Source organism: Streptomyces sp. NPDC005151, assembly GCF_053599875.1.
Genome location: NZ_JBSFYR010000088.1, coordinates 1 through 17,075, shown reverse-complemented (window position 1 = coordinate 17,075; position 17,075 = coordinate 1). Strand labels below are relative to the sequence as shown.

The following is a 17,075-nucleotide window of genomic DNA, read 5'->3' as shown; positions in this document are numbered from 1 at the left end:
TTAATAAATGGTCGTTCATATATTAACCTGCGCCGCCGTCCGTCTGTGGGGGCGCCGTCTCAGGGGCGCAGGCTGCCGCCAGGGAGGCCGACCTCGCGTTCGACGGTGTCCCATACGAGGGCGTGAACGTCGCCGTAGGTGGTTTCGGAGCGCATGGAGACTTGGACGAGGACGCCGTCGACGAGGACGCCGTACCGGGACTCGCCGCCAAGGACGTCATCGACATCGACCTGACCGTCGCGGACCCGCGCCGGGAGGAGGCGTACGTCCCGCCGCTGGCCGCCTTGGGCTACGACCTGACGGTCCGGGAACCGTCCTGGCACGAGCACCGCATGCTGCGGCTGGAGGATCCGCGGGTCAATCTCCACGTGTTCGGGCCCAGCTGTCCGGAACTCGCCCGGCACGCGATGTTCCGCGACTGGCTGCGCGCGCACCCCGAGGACCGCGCGACCTATGCCCAGGCGAAGGAGGCCGCCGCTCCGGGCAGCCGCCACGCGATGGAGTGCAACGCGCGCAAGGCTTCCGTCGTGCAGGCGATCTACGAGCGCATCGCGGCCGCTCACGGCTGACCCGCGGATCGTTCGCCCGTGCTCGTCGCTCATCTGGCACTCCGCCAACAGGACGCCCGGTCTCGCGGCGCTCCTCGCGCATCTGCACCGGAATCCTTTGTTGCGGGACGCCGCCCGCTGCCGCCGCCTGGGGCCGGCCACTATGCTCTCCGGGTGAGCGCTGGAACCGTGAAGAGTCTGAGCCGAGGGCTGGATGTGCTTCTCGAGGTCGCCGCCCTTGAGGAGGCGGCGACCTCGACGGAGATCGCCGAGCGGCTCGGACGGAACCGGGTGCAAGTGGCCCGGAGCCTGCACAGCCTGGAGGTTGCCGGCCTGCTCGCCCGCGACTCCCGGACCCGCGCCTACGGACTCAGCTGGCGGCTACGCACCCAGGCGGTGCTCGCGGCGCGGTCGCGGCTGATGGTGGAGGGGCCGCGGATCCTGCGCGAGGCGGTGGAGGCTACGGGTGTCAGCGCCTTCCTCGCCGAGGTGCGCGGGGACGGAGCGGTGGCCATCCTGGAGGACGTGCCCTCGGGGCTGTCCTGGGTGGGGCGTTCGTATCCGCTGTACTGCGACGACGCGGGCCAGGCACTGCTCTGGGACTGCACCCGCGAGGAGCTGGAGACGGTGTTCGCGGGTACCGAGTTCATCGCCCACGGCCCACAGGCACCCAGCGGGGTGGTCGAGTTCAAGGCGCGGCTGCTCGCGGCGCGGCTACGTGGCTACGCGGTCGTGGACAGCGAGTCGCAGCCCGGGGTCTTCGCGGTGGCCGCCCCGGTAAAGGACTTCTCCGGCCAGATCGTCTGCGCCCTGCACACCCAGGGTCCGTCCGACCGCCTCGCACCGCTGGCCGAGCAACACGGCGAGATCATCAGGGGGTTGGCCGACCGACTGTCCGCCCTGCTCGGCTGGAGGCCCTGACCTCCAGGGCCTGAGCGGCACTTCGGACCGAGTCCGCGATCTCCGCCGAGCGCCCGTCCAGCCGGAACCGGGGCACGGCGATGCTGAGCGCCGCGACGATGGTGCCGGAGCCGTCCCGGACGGGGGCCGAGAAGTCGACCACGTCGTGCTCGAACTCCCGGTCGGCGACGACGATTCCGGCGGCCCGGTCGGCGGCGTTGAGGGCCGCGAGCGCCGGCACGTCGCGGACGGCCAGCGGGCCGCCGCCGACGAACTCCACCTCGCCGAGCAGCTCGGTGAGTTCCTGTTCGGAGTGGTCGAGCAGAAGCGCCCGCCCGGGCCCGGTGCACCAGACCGGCGTCACCGCGCCAGGTGTCGCGGCCACCGAGGACGACCAGTGGCTGGGCTGCGCCTCGACGGTGAGCGCCACCTCCCGTGACCGCACCGAGAGCCAGGCCGGCTCGTGCCAGCGCGACACCAGCCCGCGCAGCAGCGGGCGCGCCGTCCTCAGCAGCCCGGCGTCACCTGCGGCCGCGGCGAGCGCGAAGTAGCCAGGGCCCACGCGCCAGCCGCGTCCCTGTCCGTCCCGCTCGACCAGGCCGAGCGAACCGAGGTCCTTGAGCATGCGGGAGATCTGCGCCTGGTCGAGGCCGAGCTGTTCGGCGAGCTGGGCGTTGCCGGGGTAGCCGGTCGCGCCCACCTCGGCCGCCAGGATCGCGTCGAGCAGATCCAGGCCCCTGTCGAAGGTCGAGGTCATGGCGCACAGCTTAGCGCGATCAATTTGCGCATGGACTGTTGACGATTATGAACGCATCTGGCCATCATGGCGGGCACACCACCCCTGGGCGCCATCCCGACCCCACCGGTCCCACACCCCTCACCGGCACCCACACCCTCGCCCCATGGACACCCTCACCCCAAGGAACCGATATGACATCGGTCGACTCCACCGCGCCCGCTCACGGGCTGCGGCGCCTCGATGTGCTGGCCATGCTGCTGTGCGCGATCGTGGGCCTTGACACGCTCGGCTCGGTCGCCGCGAACGGCCCCGAGGGTCTGACCTGGATGGCCGTACTCGGCCTTCTCTTCTTCGTGCCGTACGGCCTGATGATCGCCGAACTCGGCTCCGCCTTCCCCGCCGAGGGCGGGCCCTACGTATGGACCAAACTGGCCTTCGGCCGCTTCGCCGCCGGCATCAACCAGGTCTTCTACTGGATCAACAACCCGATCTGGCTCGGCGGCTCCCTCTGCGTGGTGGCGATCACGACGTTCGAGACCTTCTTCCACCCCTTGCCCGGCGCCTGGAAGTACGTCGTCGGCGCGGTCTTCATCGGAGCGGCCGGACTGGCCGTCCACTCCTCGGTGGTGATCGGCCGTTGGGTGCCGATCGCCGGCGCCCTCGCCCGGGTGGCCCTGCTCGGCTTCTTCGTCGTCTCGCTGGTCGTCTACGCCCTGCGCAACGGCCTCCAGCCGCTCTCGTTCGGGGACTACGCCCCCACGTACCTCGGACTGGTCGCCCTCACGCCGGTCATCGTCTTCAACTACATGGGCTTCGAGATCCCGAGTACAGCAGCGGGGGAGATGGCCGACCCCCGGCGGGACGTGCCCGCCGCGCTGCTTCGCGGCGGCCTGGGCTCCGCCGTGCTGTACGGCGCACCGATCCTCGGCACCCTGCTCGTCCTGCCGCGCGACCAACTCGGTTCGCTGACCGGTTTCATCGACGCCTGCCGTGCGGTCTTCACCGTCTACGGCGGATACATCGCCGAGGACGGCACGATCGTGCTGACCGGAGCCGGCGCCCTGCTCGCCAAGGTCGCGGCGGCCGGCCTGATCGTCGGCCTGCTCACCAGTGGGACGGCCTGGGCGATGGGTCTCAGCCGGGCGCAGGCGGTGGCCTGCGCCGACGGTGCCGGACCGCGCTGGCTGGGCGTGATCGACGCCCGGCGCGGCACTCCGACCCGGGTCAACCTGGTCTCCACCGCCATCGCCGCCCTGGTGATGGTCGTCGCGCTCAGCCTCAGCGCCGGCGACGTTCAGGCGTACTTCACCGCCGGGATCAGCCTGGCGATCTCCGCCACCGCCATCTCCTACCTGCTCACCTTCTCCTCCTTCATCGCACTGCGCCGCAAGTTCCCGCACGTCGAGCGGCCCTACCGGGTGCCGTTCGGCAGCCTCGGCGCGTGGACGGCGACCGTTCTGACCGTCGGCACCATGGGCTTCACCGTGCTCGCCCTGATCTGGCCCGGCCTGGGCGTCGGCTGGTTCGGGACGGTGGGCGACCCGACCGCCTACCTGCCCGCCGGCTTCGAGGGACGGCGCGCCGCCTACACGGCCAGCCAGCTCGTCCCGGTCGCCCTGATCCTCACGCTCGGCTGTGTCTTCTACGCCCTCGGCACCCGCCGCCGCCGCGAACTCCCAGCCCCTTCCACCGCTACCCCCGCCCCCGCACCCTCCGACCGAGGAGTCACCGCCGATGTCCCGTCCTGAACCCGCCCGGACCACGGCCGCCCGCACCGCCGCGCTGCCGGACCACGCCGAGATCGTCGTCCTGGGAGGCGGCACGGCCGGCTGCGTCGTCGCCGGACGCCTCGCCGAGCGCCACCAGGTCCTGCTTCTGGAAGCCGGACCCGACTACGGGCCCGACTACGCCGCCTGGCCCGCCGACCTGCTGGACGCCACCACCCTCCCCACCTCCCACGACTGGGGCTACCAGGGCGCCGGCCTCACCTTCGAGCGCTGCCGGGTGATCGGCGGCTGCTCCACCCACAACGGCTGTACGCAGAGCGCCGGTTGGGCAGGCGACTACGACGCCTGGGCCGCCGCCGGCCTGCCCGGATGGGACTCCGCCTCCCTCTCCCCGTTGTTCGACCAGGCGGCCAAGACGCTGCGCTTCCGGACCTACCGCGAGGACGAGGTCCAGCCGTTCCAGCGGGCGTTCATCGCCGCGGGCGACGCGCTCGGCCTTCCCGTACGGCACGACTTCGACCAGCTCGACGGAGGACTCGGCATCGGCTGCGCCCCGGTGAACATCACCCCCGGCGGAGTCCGCTTCAACACCGCCTTCGGCTACCTGGACCCGGTCCGCGACAACGGCAACCTGACCGTCGTCGGCGGCGTCAAGGCCGACTGCGTGATCCTCGACCACGGCCGGGCGGTCGGGGTGGAGGTGCGTACCGAGGACGGCGCACGGCACCGGATCGACGCCGACCTGGTGGTGCTGAGCGCCGGTGCCTACGGCAGCCCCGAGGTACTGCTGCGCTCCGGGATCGGCCCGGCCGAGCACCTGGCCCAGGTCGGCGTGCCCCTGCGGCACCACCTGCCCGGTGTCGGCGAGAACCTGCACGACCACCCCTCGGTCCACCTGGAGTTCGCCGCCACCGAGCAACTCGCCTCCGAACTGGACGAGTTCGCCCGTACCAGGATGCTGCCGGACGAGCAGGCCATCGCCAAGCTCCGCTCGCCGTACGCCGGCGACGCACCCTACGACCTGCACGTCTACCCGTGGGTCGAACGCGACGCGACGCTCCGCCAGGGCTGGCGCTGCTTCCTCCCGGTCGGCCTGCTGAACCCCCGCTCCCGGGGCACCGTACGGCTGCGCTCGGCCGACCCGGACGCGCTGGCCGCCGTCGACCACGCGTACCTGAGCCACCCGGACGACCTCGCGGCACTCGTCCACGGCGTGCGCTGGGTCCAGGAGCTGGACCTCTCCCACTACCTGGGCACCCCGCTGCTCACCCCCGACGAGGACCTGCCCGCCTGGATCAAGGCCCACCACCAGCACTACTGGCACCCCGCCGGCAGCTGCCGGATGGGCCCGGACGGCGATCCGGGCGCGGTCGTCGACCACACCGGCAAGGTGCACGGCCTCGACGGCCTGTACCTCGCGGACGCCTCGATCTTCCCCGATGTCCCCCGCGCCACCCCCGCCCTGCCGACCACCGTCGTCGGCGAGCGGATCGCCGCCTTCCTCCAGGAGATGCTGTGACCCACACCGACACCACCCGGTCCTGCACCGACATCATCGACCCGCGTACCGGCGAGGTCTACGACCGCGTACCCATCGCCACCGCCGAGGAAGTGGACACCGCCGTCCGCACCGCCGCCGAGGCCTTCGACGGCTGGCGGCGCCTCACCCCGGCCCGACGGCAGGACGCCCTGCTCGCCCTCGCCGACGCGATCGGCGCGCGGGCCGAGGAACTGGCCGCGGCCGAGTGCCGCAACACGGGCAAGGACTTCACCGAGGTGTTCGAGGACGAGATCTCGACCGCGATCGACACCTTCCGGTTCATGGCCGGTGCCGCGCGCGGGGCCCACGGGCCCGTGGCGGGGGAGTACGTCGAGGGGCACAGCTCGTCGCTGCTCCGCGAGCCGGTGGGCGTCTGCGCGCTGATCGCGCCGTGGAACCACCCGCTGGGCTCGGCGGTGGACAAGCTCGCCCCGGCGCTGGCGACGGGGAACACCGTCGTCCTCAAGCCCGCCGAGACGACCCCGATGACGGCCCGTATCCTCGGCGAGATCTGCGCGCAGGTGCTGCCTCCGGGCGTCGTCACCGTGGTGTGCGGCGATCGCGACACTGGCCGGGCGCTGGTCGCCCACCCCGTACCCGCACTGGTCTCGCTCACCGGCAGCACCAGGGCCGGCCTGGAGGTCACGGCCGCCGCTGGCGTCAAGCGGCTCCACCTGGAACTGGGCGGCGACGCGCCCGCCGTCGTGCTCGCCGACGCCGACCTGGCGCGGGCGGCCGACGGCATCGCCGAGGCCGCGTTCTACAACGCCGGCCAGGACTGCACCGCGGCCTGCCGAGTGCTCATCGCCGAGGAGGCATACGACCGGATGGTCCTGCTGCTCGCCGACCGGGCGGCCAAGACCGAGGTCGGCCCGCTCAACAGCCGCGCCCACCTCGACCGGGTGAACGCCTACCTGACCGGCCTGCCCGCGCACGCCACGGTCGTCGCGGGCGGCGGTCCGGTGGACGGGCCGGGCTTCTTCTTCAAGCCCACCGTGGTGGCCGGGGTACGGCAGGGTGACGCGATCGTGCAGGAGGAGGTGTTCGGCCCGGTGCTCACCGTGCAGCCCTTCACGGACGAGGACGACGCCGTCCGGCTCGCCAACGACGTCCCGTACGGCCTGGCGGCCTCGGTGTGGACGCGGAACGGAGCGGCCGGCGCACGCCTGGCTGGCCGCATCGACGCGGGCACGGTCTGGCTCAACTGCCATGGCGTGTACGCCACCGAGATGCCGCACGGCGGTTTCAAGCAGTCCGGCTACGGCAAGGACCTGTCGACGTACGCGCTCGACGCCTACACCCGTGTCAAGCACGTGATGGCCGGCCTCGGCTGAAGTCGCTTGGCCCCGGTCCCCGCGCCCCGGCCGCGCGGGGACCGTCTTCCCGGCCGCGCGGCCGGGGCGCTGCGGCAGACCGCTGTGCAGGACCTCCTCGGCCCCGGCCCCACAGCTCGCGCGGTGAGGTTCGACCGGACAGCCTCTCCCGTCACGATGAACCTGACGCAGCCATAGGCGACGCGCTGCTCCTCGCGGTCTGCGCTATGACGGGCCGGAAGGCGTGAGTAGTGGGGCTTTGAGCATTGACGAGACATTCCTCGCCTCTTCGTTGCGCCGTCATGAGCGTTGGTATCAGAGGCCGTTCCCGCCTACGTCGCCGACTGGCACTGTCAACTTGGTTGGTGGTCTGTCTGCGGGTGGGATGATCTTGAGGTTGGTGGTCGTCGGGAGGGACCTGTTCGTGGACGTGCCGCCGCCGTCGTACAAGGGGTTGCGGTTCCCGGCGGAGATCATTGCCCACTGCGTATGGCTCTACCACCGCTTCCCGCTCAGCTTCCGCGAGGTGGAGGAACTCATGCTCGCCCGGGGCGTGGTCGTCTCCCACGAGACCATCCGGCAGTGATGCGCCAAGTTCGGTCCCGAGTACGCCCGCCAGTTGCGCCACCGCCGACCGCAGGCCGGGGACAAGTGGCATCTCGACGAGGTCTACACCAAGATCAACGGCGAGTGGCAGTACCTGTGGCGGGCGGTCGACCAGGACGGGAACGTGCTGGACATCCTGGTCCAGTCCCGGCGGGATGCGAAGGCCGCCAAGCGGTTCATGGTCAAGCTGATGAGGAGGCAGTGCCGGGTACCGCGGGTGCTGGTGACCGACAAGCTCCGCTCCTACGGTGTCGCCCACCGGCAGCTGATGCCTTCGGTCGAGCACCGGCAGTCGAAGTACCTGAACAACCGGGCGGAGAACTCCCACCAGCCCACCCGGCAACGCGAACGGGCCATGAAAGGCTTCCGCTCCCCGGGTGGAGCGCAGAGGTTCCTGTCCGCGTTCATCGCGATATCACCGCACTTCCGTCCCATCCGCCACCACCTCACCGCACCCGACTACCGCACCACGATGAACGAACGCTTCAGCGTCTGGAACCAAATCACCGGGCTCACCAGCATGCCCACAGCAGCCTGAGCCCACGGCCCACACCCGACCCCCACACCCCGACACGTCCTCAGCCAGACAAGCCCCGGACAAGTTGACAATGTTCCCTGCACCCCTCACCCGCTCCGCCCCCCGGCGAGCGATTGCCCTTGTCATACCCACGATGGTCACGAGGGCGGGATCTGTTCCCTGGCGGCCCGGATCCAGGTGTCCATGAAGTGGGCGGCGCCCGGCTCCTGGCCGGAGAGGTCGAAGAGGCGCGGGTCGGATATGAGCTGGTCGAACAGCGCGTCGTGGAGCTCGTGCCAGGACCGATCGAGACAGACCGTCAGGTCCCAGGCAAAGACAGCTGGCGAGGCGGACAGGTTGAGCATGCCGATCAGGGCCGCGCCCATGCCGCTCGCGTCGATGCGCTCCCGCAGCGCCGCGAGGCCCGGGGTGTCCGGCATGAACAGCGCGTGCATGAAGTACATGGCCCCGAAGCCACGCAGCCCCGTCAGGACAGTGCGGGCATCCAGCAGATCCTGATAGACCGCCCGCTGCGCCTGGGCCAGCGGGTCGAATGCCCGGTCGAGCAGACTCCAGTCGACAGCGGGCCCGTCGCCTCGCTCCGCAGCGCTGAGCATCTGGGCCCACTCGGGCGCGGGCAGTCCGAACATGCCGGTCGCGGCGAAGGCGTGAGCCATGGCGTCCGCGCCGACTTCGTCCGGCCCCATGCCGACCGCGGCGAGCAGATGCACGATCCCCTCGCCCGAGGGTCCTTCCGGCACGTCCTGGCCGGCCATCAGCGCCGCGCGCACTACGTGGGGGACGAGGAATATCGGAACGAAAACCGGCGTCTGTACGCTCCGTGACGATCTGCCGCTGATAGCGGCCCAATATCTGTGGGATAGGTGACGCTGAGCTGCGCCGAAACCCTGCTCAGACAGCGCGAAGCGGCCCCCGTTATCTGTGGCAAGGCCCTTGGCGCCGGTTCTCGGTCCGTTGTTCCCCGACCCCCATCGTTCACTCGTCCGTGCGGGTGCCATCTCTCCTCCGTACCCCGCCGGTCGCCGGGCTCGGTTGGACTGCGCCCGTAGACGACGGCCGACGCGAGCAGCGGCCGTCCTGGACTTCGAATGAGTGAGAGTTCATGGACAACGCAGTCGGTACCCGTACGAGCCGGGCCGGGAAGGCGCGCCGCAGCATGCGCTGCCGGGGGGTGCTGGCCTCCGCCGTCGCGTTGGCCGCCGTCAACCCCTGGACGGTCTCCGGTGTGGCGCAGGCCGCGGTTCCCGCGGCGGCCAGTTCGGTCGCCACCCCCGCCGCGGCGCAGTGGACGACGCAGACCGTTGCGCCGGGCGTCCAGGTGCGCACGGGCGTCCTCCAGCACGCGGACGCCGCGCCGACCTGGACCATCACCGTCCAGGCACCCGCCGTCAACCGGCTGACCGGCGCCGCGACCTGGGCCCCGGTGGGCGACCAGTCCTGGGCCGACGCCACGGCGCAGCAGCTGCGCGCCGCGGGCTTCGCGCCGATCGAGGACCGTGTGCAGTGGCCGGCGTACACGGACACTCCAGGCGGCACGATGGGCTGGCGGGTGCGGGTGGGCTCGTACGCGACCCAGGCCGCGGCCACGAGCGCGCGCACGGCGCTCACCGCGGCCGGGTTCCGCACCGCGGTGGACTGGACCGGCTACGACGCCGAGCAGCCGGCCGACCGGGAGAGCGTCCACGTCGCGGTCATCGACCCGCACCGCTTCACCGGCACGGTCGAGGGCACCCACCACGGCAACGTGGCACAGCGGGAGAAGACGTCCTCGGTCGCCGCCGCTCTCGGCTCCGTGCTCGGCGTCAACGGCGGGTTCTTCGTCACCTCCGACGCCGACGGTGTGCAGGGCACCTCGGCCGGTGTCGCCGCGTACCGCGGCGAGCTGCAGTCCATGGCGGCCGGCACCCGTGCCGCGCTGATCCTGGAGGACGGCGGCCGGCACGCCCGCATCGCCGACCTGGACACCACGGTCACCGCACGGGCGGGCTCCGCCGCCTACGCGGTGCAGGGGATCAACCGGGTGCCGGGCAAGATCCGGAACTGCGGTCGCCCCGGGGCGACCCCCACCGAGCAGCCCCGCCAGGACCTCACCTGCACGGTCACCAACGACCTGGTGAAGTTCATCCCGCAGTTCGGCGCCGGGCTGCCTACCGGCAGCGGCACCCAGGTGGTGCTGGACGCCTCCGACCGGGTGGTCTCGGTCGGCACCCGGGGCGGCGCGGTGCCGGCCGGCGGCTCGGTGCTCCAGGGCACCGGCTCGGCCGCCGACTGGCTGTCGGCCCACGCCGAGCCGGGCAAGAAGATCCAGGTGCAGGAGGTCATCCGGGACACCCACGGGCGGAAGGTCGAGCTCGGCCCCGACGACAGCATCGTCAGCGCCGCACCGACCCTGGTGGAGGACGGGCGGATCCACGTCGACGCAGCCACCGAGGGCACCCTCGACCCGCAGGACCCCTCCTTCGGCTACGCCTGGTCCAATGCGCGCCAGCCCCGCACCATGGCCGGCATCGACAAGCAGGGCCGGCTGATCCTGGCCACCGTGGACGGCCGACAGCCCGGCGTCAGCGAGGGCTTCACGCTGACCGAGGCCGCGGTGTTCATGCGCTCCCTCGGCGCGGTGCAGGCGCTCAACCTGGACGGCGGCGGCTCCTCCGCGATGGCGGTGGACGGAAAGCTCGTCAACGTCCCCTCGGACGCGACGGGCGAGCGCGTGGTCGGCGACACCCTGCAGGTGCTGCCGGCCCGCCGCGGCTGAGCCCGGCGATACCGCGTCGCAGAGGCCGGCCCCTCCCCTGCGGGGGAGGGGCCGGCCGTGTCGACAGGGCACTGCCCGCCTCGGCGGGCACACGCTGGGTATCGCACTTCGTCAATGTCAACAGCCTCGACTCGTTTCTCTGGGCCGAGGACGCGGTGAGGCTGCCCTTGCCGAAAACTCATCCATCCTGGTGGGAGCCGTGTGCGGGGTCTGGGGCATGCCAGCTGTAGCTGATGGCACCGGGGCCCTCGCGCGGTTGGCGATCACCGCGGCATGATGATCCGTCATGCTGCTGCGGCTGGCCTACTTCGGTGTGACGAACGCGTTCGCGATGCCGCGCTTGCTGTCGATGAGCGACCGGGACAATATCGTCGAGATCCTGGCGCTGCGCCATCAGATCACGGTGCTGGAGCGCCAACTGGTGGGGAGCGGGTGCGGTTTACGCCGACCGACCGGGCGTTCCTCGCCGCGCTGCTGCGCCGGCTGCCGCGAGATGTGCTGCGCAGGCTGCGGCTGCTGGTGCGGCCGGACACGGTGCTTCGCTGGCTGTGGGGCTCGTAAAGTCATCGCCGCAGGTCGGGACGGTAGAGCGGTCTCGACTGGGATCATGTCCGCCGTGATCCTCCCGATGCTGTACAAAGCAGCCCGCAAGCTGCTGTCCGCCCCCGGTGTGCTGCTGCGCCGCGACACCTCCAAGGACGCCGAGTTACTCGTGCTCCGCCATGAGAATGCGGTGCTACAGCGTCAGATCGCCGGCCCGGTCCGCTACGAGCCCGCGCATCGGTTCTGGCTGGCTGCACTCTCCGGCCTGGTACCCCGCCGCCGCTGGCACGAGGTCTTCCCGGTCACGCCCGGCACCCTGCTGGCCTGGCACCGCAGGTTCAGCGCCGCGAAGTGGGACTACAGCGCCCGGCGCGCCCGCACCGGACGGCCACCGACCAAGGCAGCACTCAAGAAGCTGATCCTGCAGCTCGCTCGGAAAAACGCGAAGTGGGGGCATAGACGGATCCAGGGCGAGCCGGTCCGACTCGGTCATCCCATCGCAGCCTCCACAGTATGGGGGATCCTCCACGCGGCGGGCATCGACCCGGCCCCACGCCGCGCTGGCCCGACGTGGAGGGAGTTCCTCACCAACCAGGCCGAAGGCATCATCGCCGTCGACTTCTTCCACCTCGACACCGCCCTCGGCCACAGGCTCTACGCGCTGGCGTTCCTCGAACACGGCACCCGACGCCTGCACATCGCCACCGTCACCGCCCACCCCACCCGCGACTGGGCTATGCAGCAAGCCCGAAACCTGGCCACCGATCTCGGAACGCGCAAGGAGTCCCTGCACTTCCTGCTGCGAGACCGCGACGGCAAGTACGGGCAGTCCTTCGACGCTGTCTTCGAGACCGAGGAGATCGAGATCCTCAAGAGTGCCCCGCGAGCGCCTCGGATGAACGCGCACTGCGAGCGGGTGATCGGCACCATCCGACGCGAGGCCCTCGACCATGTCCTCATCATGAACGAGGCCCACGCCCGGCACGTCCTGGCCGCCTACGAGCGGCACTACAACGAACACCGCCCCCACCGGGCCCGCAACCAACTACCTCCCGGCGCCGACCAGCAACCCACGACCGTGCACAGGCCCGAAAACCGCCGGCTCCTGCGCACCCGCATCCTCGGCGGCGTCATCAACGAATACCGCTACGTGGCTTGACCTGCAGCGACGACTTTCCGAGCCCCACAGGGTACGCATGCCGGCGGCGAGCTCATGCAGGGGCCGGGGCGGGCGGACCGCTCCAGGGAACGGACGGAGGCGTGGCGGGCGCGGTCCAGCAGCATCGTAATGGAGGTGCCGCCCCGGCGTCGTGCGTGACCACCGTGGAGGGCCACACTTGCTTTGCAGTCCCCACCAACTGACGAAGCCGCCCGGCCCCGCAGCCCACCACACGAAAGACACGTCGCATGCTGTTCGTGATCGCCATCGTTGGAATCTCCATATTCTGCTTCACCCTGTGGTGTTCGGTGCGCGTCGCCAGAATGCGCGACTTGCCCACGTGGCGCAGGTACCTCCCTCTCGGCCTGCTGACGCTGTCCGTCGCGGCCAGTCTGCTGCGAGCCGTTGACATCCCGCAGATCGGAGAGGTTGCGGCCTTCCCCCTGACCCTGGCCGCGATCGCAGTGTCCCTGGTGGAAGTACGCGCCCAGAACAACCGGCGCGCACCAACCACCACGCAGTAGGGCGCTGTCACGTTGTTGAGTGTGTGAGTGCCTGATGGTGTGTCGGGTGTGGTGGGGCCGGGTTTCGGCTCCGGGCTCAGGCTGCGGTGGGCAGGGCGGTGGCGCCGGTGATCTGGTCCCAGATGGCGAAGCGGGTGGTCATCTCGGTGCGGTAGTGGGCGGCGGTCATCAGGTGGCGGCGGGGCCTGAAGTGGGGTGAGATGCCGCTGAACGCGGCCAGGAACTGCTGGGCTCCGCCGACGGAGCGGAAGCCTTTCATGGCGCGTTCGCGTTGCCGGGTGGGCTGGTGGGAGTTCTCGGCCCGGTTGTTGAGGCCTTTGTGGGAGCGGTGCTCGACGGAGGGCATGACCTCGCGGTGGGCCGCGCCGTAGGAGCGCAGCTTGTCGGTGACGACCACCCGGGGCACCGCCCGGGTCTTCTTCAGCAGCGTGCGGAAGAACCGTCTGGCCGCAGCGGTGTCCCGCCGGTTCTGTACGAGGATGTCCAGGACGGTGCCGTCGGCGTCCACGGCCCGCCACAGGTACTTCTGCTCTCCGTTGATCTTGATGAAGACCTCGTCCAGGTGCCATTTGTCCCCGGGCCGGGGCTGCCGGCGGCGCAGCGCGCCGGCGTAGGCCTGCCCGAACTTGGCACACCAGCGGCGGACCGTCTCGTGGGAGACGAGCACGCCGCGCTCGAGCATCAGCTCCTCGACCTCGCGGAAGCTGAGCGGGAAGCGGAAGTACAGCCACACGCAGTGGGAGATGGTCTCCACCGGGTACCGGTGCCCCTTGTACGACGGCGGCGCGCTGTCCACGGACGACCCCTCCCAGCATGACCAACCAGAAGATCATCCCACCCGGTCAGTCAACGTGACAGTGCCCCGCCAAGGCCTCGTCGGGGGCGGTCTGCGCTGCCTCCACGATTCCCGGATCGGGCACCGGCATCCGACCGGTCATGCCGCGCGCTTCAGTTCGCCGCGCGCCGCGACCGGGGCCCTCCGGGCAATGCGGCTCCTGATCAACTTGAAAAACCGACTCGAAGGTATTTATTATCGGTGCCATGGGAAGGCCAGTGGATCAACTGACACCGAAGGGCGCGGCGACGCGCCGGGACATTCTGCGCGCCGCCGCCCGTGTGTTCGACGCCAAGGGGTACGCCTTGGCCCGGATGGACGACGTGGTGCGGGAGACCGGCCTCACTAAGGGGGCCGTGTACTTCCACTTCAAGAGCAAGGCCGACCTGGCCCGTGCGGTTGTTGACGATCAGAAGCAAGGGATGCTTGCGCATGTGCGCAGGCAGCTCGAGGGGCTCGGGGGGCCGGCCGCACAGGTACGCGGACTCGTCCCCGTCCTCGTGGACCTCGTCATCGCCGAACCCGCGGGATGGTCCGTCGTGCGGCTCGACCGTGAGCTCGCCACCGAGTCGCCGCAGGGCCATGCTCAGGCGTCCGTTCTCGCGGAGTGGGTCGGCCTGGTCGAAGAACTCCTCCTCGCTGGCGCCCGCGCGGGCGACCTGCATCTTTCGGCCGACGCCCACACGCTGGCGACCGTGTTCGTGGGCGCGTTCGACGGGCTGAAGGGCGTCCTCGAGGCCACGGGGCGCGCCAATCCCGGAGAGCTGAACCGCGCAGCGGGCGTTCTCGCCGAAGTCGTCGAGGCCGCCATCGGGGCGCACTGAGCGCCGGGCAGGCCGGATTTCACACAGGTCGACCACCTCGGCCTTTTCACCACCAAGAAAAAAACCTTCAAGTCGGTATGGAGATAGAAATGAACTATTCGGACACTCTCGCCTCCCAGCTTGCCGTCGTCACCGGCGCATCGTCAGGAATCGGCGCCGAGTTCGCCCGACAGCTGGCCGCCCGCGGTGTGGACCTGGTCCTCGTCGCACGCTCGAAAGACAAGCTGGAGGAGCTCGCCTCGACCCTGCGGACCAGGCACGGCGTGACCGTCAGACCCATCACCCTCGACCTCTCCCGGCCCGACTCCTCCGAGACCCTCGCGGGCATGCTCGACGAGCAGGGCGCCGTCGTGGACATCCTCATCAACAACGCCGGCTTCGCATCGCACGGCGACCTCGCCGAGGCCGACCCCGGTCACATGGCGTCCCAGGTGCAGCTGAACGTCGGCACGCTCGTCGGTAACACCACCCGGCTCCTGCCCGGCATGGTCGAGCGCGGGCGCGGCACCGTCATCAACGTCGCCAGCACGGCCGGATTCCAGGCGGTGCCGCACATGGCGGTGTACTCCGCAACGAAGGCATTCGTCCTGTCCTTCACGCGTTCCCTCTGGGGCGAGACCCGCGGTACCGGTGTGACCGTCCTCGGGATCTGCCCGGGCGCCACCGACACCCCGTTCTTCGACGTGGCCGGTGACAACGCGTCGGTCGGCGCCCGGCGCACACCGCAGCAGGTCGTCGCCACAGCACTCGCGGCGCTGGGCGGCCGCAAGGCGACCGTCGTCGACGGCGCCGGCAATGCCCTGGTGTCTCGCGTCATCAGCCGCCTGGCACCGGAACGCCCCCTGATCCGCATCGCTGAACGGAGCGTACGCCCGAGCGCGTGAACCCCGAAGAACCCACGGACATCCCAGCGTTGCATGCAGCTGCCAGGGCCGATTTTCACGGGGCGGTGGTGACCATCGGTAGCGGCAGCACTCATTCGGCCAGAGTCGGTACATCTGAATCTGGATCCGCCTTGAGATCAGTACCAACACCGTTGCGTTTACGTCCGTGAGCGGTTCGAGAGTCCGTGTTCGAAGAACGTGACGGTGCTGTGGACGGTGTAGTTCTGACTGGTCGTGGGGTGTTGTCCGGCGTTCGGTCCGTACTTGCTGGTGGGGTTCTTGCGGGTGCGAGCCTTGACGCGGTGCCGCTGGCGGGCGGGGTGCAGGGCGTCGAGGACGGCCCGGCCGATGGTGCCGACGAGCTCGGCGGGTCCCGCCGGGGGCAGGATTCCGGTCGCGGTGGTGACGGTGTCGGCGGCGGTGGTCTGCAGGACGGTGAAGCTGATGCGGTCCATGTCCAGGCCGGGCCGGGTGCAGGCGGTGTCGGCGGCGGCGCGGATCAGGGCCTGGTAGGTGGTGAGCAGGGCGTAGACCTCCGGGTCGAGGCCGGTCGGGCTGCGGGAGCGCAGGACACGGCCGTCCAGCATGGTTGCCTTGATCGAGAAGTACGTCGTCTGCGACTGCCACCGCTCGTGGTAGAGATCCACGAGCCCGGCGGCTGGGTGGGCGGCCGGGTCGAGGAGGCTGGTGAGCAGGCGCCACTGCTCGGTGCGCACGGTGCCATCGGCCAGGGTCACGGTGACGGACGCCTCGATGACGCGGACGGTCAGCAGGACGGGCAGGACGCCGTAGCCGATCCGGGCCAGGCAGGAGCCGTCGCCCAGGTGCCGGAAGGGGGTGGGTATCCGGCGGGCGGAGGAGCGCACCAGGAACTGGGCGCCGGTGGCCTGGACGTCCCGGGCGAACTCGGCTCCATCGAAGCCGGCGTCGGCCAGCAGGAGCATCGTGCGGTCCGGCACACCCAACAGGCGTCCTGTGTAGGTGAGTTCGCCGTCACTCTCGGGGCCGAACGCGGCGGCGATCACGGCACGGGTGCCACACTCGACCAGGACCACGAGTCGTAGCAGCGGGTAGCCGAACTCCACGCTCTCGCCCGCCCGCTTGGGATAGCGCCAGGTGAGCGCCTCCTCGTCGGGCACGTGCAGCAAGGTGCCGTCCACGGCCACGGTCCGAAGCCCTCGATAGAACGAACCGGCCTGCCCGAGGTGGGCGACGGGCCCGGCGAGGATCTCGAACAGCCGCCGCAGCGGCGCCGCTCCTATTCGCCGTCGGGCCCTGGACAGCGAGGAGACCGCCGGACGCACCAACGGCCATCCCTCCAGCCCCGCCGTCAGCTTGCCCCATACCCCCCGATAGGAACAGTCCTCGAACAGGGCCAGCGCGAGGACGAAGTAGACCACCACCCGGGACGGCAGCAGCCGCAGCCGCTTCTCACGTGATCCGGTCTCCTCGATCACCGCGTCCACCAGCACGAAGTCCACGATCTGAGTCAACTCGCCCAAGTGGCCAAGCGCGTACAGACCCCCGGGCGGTGCTGTGTGTGCACCACGTCTTCCGTACCGCCGATGTGCACGAGGTACTGCGCCGCTGATCTCGCCCGTGCCGGTGTGGGCCATGTTCGTCTTCCAGCTCTTCGACAG

At 70.5% G+C, this 17,075-nt stretch carries 14 protein-coding genes and 2 pseudogenes; 12 read left to right on the top strand and 4 right to left on the bottom strand.

The annotated features are described in order from the left end of the window. Nucleotides 1–161: 161 nt before the first annotated feature. Together ACWD6R_RS32345 and ACWD6R_RS32340 are read left to right on the top strand one after the other, a co-directional pair. Complete coding sequence (locus tag ACWD6R_RS32345; protein ID WP_451821960.1) at nucleotides 162–569, top strand: GrpB family protein; 408 nt, start codon at nucleotides 162–164, stop codon at nucleotides 567–569. A gap of 153 nt (nucleotides 570–722) precedes the next feature. Continuing rightward, nucleotides 723–1,469, top strand: coding sequence for an IclR family transcriptional regulator (locus ACWD6R_RS32340; RefSeq protein WP_451821959.1), 747 nt, complete (start codon nucleotides 723–725; stop codon nucleotides 1,467–1,469). Here the strand turns inward: ACWD6R_RS32340 and ACWD6R_RS32335 are convergent. Then, nucleotides 1,420–2,205, bottom strand: a complete 786-nt coding sequence (locus tag ACWD6R_RS32335) for an IclR family transcriptional regulator (RefSeq protein ID WP_451821958.1) — start codon at nucleotides 2,203–2,205, stop codon at nucleotides 1,420–1,422. The genes ACWD6R_RS32340 and ACWD6R_RS32335 overlap by 50 nt on opposite strands. A gap of 173 nt (nucleotides 2,206–2,378) precedes the next feature. On the opposite strand from ACWD6R_RS32335, the gene ACWD6R_RS32330 reads away from it, so the two are divergent. From ACWD6R_RS32330 to ACWD6R_RS32315, 4 genes and pseudogenes are all read left to right on the top strand, one after another. Continuing rightward, a complete protein-coding gene (locus tag ACWD6R_RS32330) occupies nucleotides 2,379–3,935 on the top strand; it encodes an APC family permease (RefSeq protein WP_451821957.1) in 1,557 nt (518 codons plus the stop codon). After that, nucleotides 3,922–5,433 (top strand): GMC family oxidoreductase, encoded by a 1,512-nt coding sequence (locus ACWD6R_RS32325; RefSeq protein ID WP_451821956.1) that lies wholly within the window; start codon nucleotides 3,922–3,924, stop codon nucleotides 5,431–5,433. Before ACWD6R_RS32330 ends, ACWD6R_RS32325 begins: the two co-directional genes overlap by 14 nt. Next, on the top strand, nucleotides 5,430–6,788 hold the full coding sequence (locus ACWD6R_RS32320; RefSeq protein ID WP_451821955.1) for an aldehyde dehydrogenase family protein: 1,359 nt from the start codon (nucleotides 5,430–5,432) through the stop codon (nucleotides 6,786–6,788). Before ACWD6R_RS32325 ends, ACWD6R_RS32320 begins: the two co-directional genes overlap by 4 nt. Before the next feature lie 364 nt (nucleotides 6,789–7,152). Next, nucleotides 7,153–7,911, top strand: a pseudogene (locus ACWD6R_RS32315) (IS6 family transposase). Nucleotides 7,912–8,048: 137 nt separating this feature from the next. Here the strand turns inward: ACWD6R_RS32315 and ACWD6R_RS32310 are convergent. Continuing rightward, nucleotides 8,049–8,651, bottom strand: coding sequence for a hypothetical protein (locus ACWD6R_RS32310; protein WP_451821954.1), 603 nt, complete (start codon nucleotides 8,649–8,651; stop codon nucleotides 8,049–8,051). A 362-nt stretch (nucleotides 8,652–9,013) separates the two neighbouring features. Between ACWD6R_RS32310 and ACWD6R_RS32305 the strand changes: the two genes are divergently transcribed. The 4 genes and pseudogenes from ACWD6R_RS32305 to ACWD6R_RS32290 all read left to right on the top strand — a co-directional run bounded on the left by ACWD6R_RS32305 (nucleotide 9,014) and on the right by ACWD6R_RS32290 (nucleotide 12,892). Beyond that, nucleotides 9,014–10,666, top strand: coding sequence for a phosphodiester glycosidase family protein (locus tag ACWD6R_RS32305; protein WP_451821953.1), 1,653 nt, complete (start codon nucleotides 9,014–9,016; stop codon nucleotides 10,664–10,666). Between the two features lie 286 nt (nucleotides 10,667–10,952). Next, nucleotides 10,953–11,212 (top strand): annotated as a pseudogene (locus tag ACWD6R_RS32300) (hypothetical protein); the annotation flags it as partial. A gap of 61 nt (nucleotides 11,213–11,273) precedes the next feature. Continuing rightward, nucleotides 11,274–12,368 carry an integrase core domain-containing protein gene (locus ACWD6R_RS32295; RefSeq protein WP_451821952.1) on the top strand — a complete coding sequence of 365 codons (1,095 nt, stop codon included), beginning with the start codon at nucleotides 11,274–11,276 and terminating at the stop codon, nucleotides 12,366–12,368. A 248-nt stretch (nucleotides 12,369–12,616) separates the two neighbouring features. Further along, on the top strand, nucleotides 12,617–12,892 hold the full coding sequence (locus ACWD6R_RS32290) for a hypothetical protein (RefSeq protein ID WP_451821951.1): 276 nt from the start codon (nucleotides 12,617–12,619) through the stop codon (nucleotides 12,890–12,892). Nucleotides 12,893–12,968: 76 nt separating this feature from the next. On the opposite strand, the gene ACWD6R_RS32285 is transcribed toward ACWD6R_RS32290, so the two are convergent. Then, nucleotides 12,969–13,688, bottom strand: coding sequence for an IS6 family transposase (locus tag ACWD6R_RS32285; protein WP_451821950.1), 720 nt, complete (start codon nucleotides 13,686–13,688; stop codon nucleotides 12,969–12,971). Nucleotides 13,689–13,933: 245 nt separating this feature from the next. Here ACWD6R_RS32285 and ACWD6R_RS32280 point away from each other — a divergent pair, with 245 nt between their 5' ends. After that, on the top strand, nucleotides 13,934–14,551 hold the full coding sequence (locus ACWD6R_RS32280) for a TetR family transcriptional regulator (protein ID WP_451821949.1): 618 nt from the start codon (nucleotides 13,934–13,936) through the stop codon (nucleotides 14,549–14,551). Nucleotides 14,552–14,640: 89 nt separating this feature from the next. Then, nucleotides 14,641–15,435 carry an SDR family NAD(P)-dependent oxidoreductase gene (locus tag ACWD6R_RS32275; protein WP_451821948.1) on the top strand — a complete coding sequence of 265 codons (795 nt, stop codon included), beginning with the start codon at nucleotides 14,641–14,643 and terminating at the stop codon, nucleotides 15,433–15,435. 158 nt (nucleotides 15,436–15,593) lie between these two features. Here the strand turns inward: ACWD6R_RS32275 and ACWD6R_RS32270 are convergent. Next, nucleotides 15,594–17,075 (bottom strand): IS4 family transposase (locus ACWD6R_RS32270; protein WP_451821947.1); only part of this gene is annotated, 1,482 nt, incomplete at its 5' end.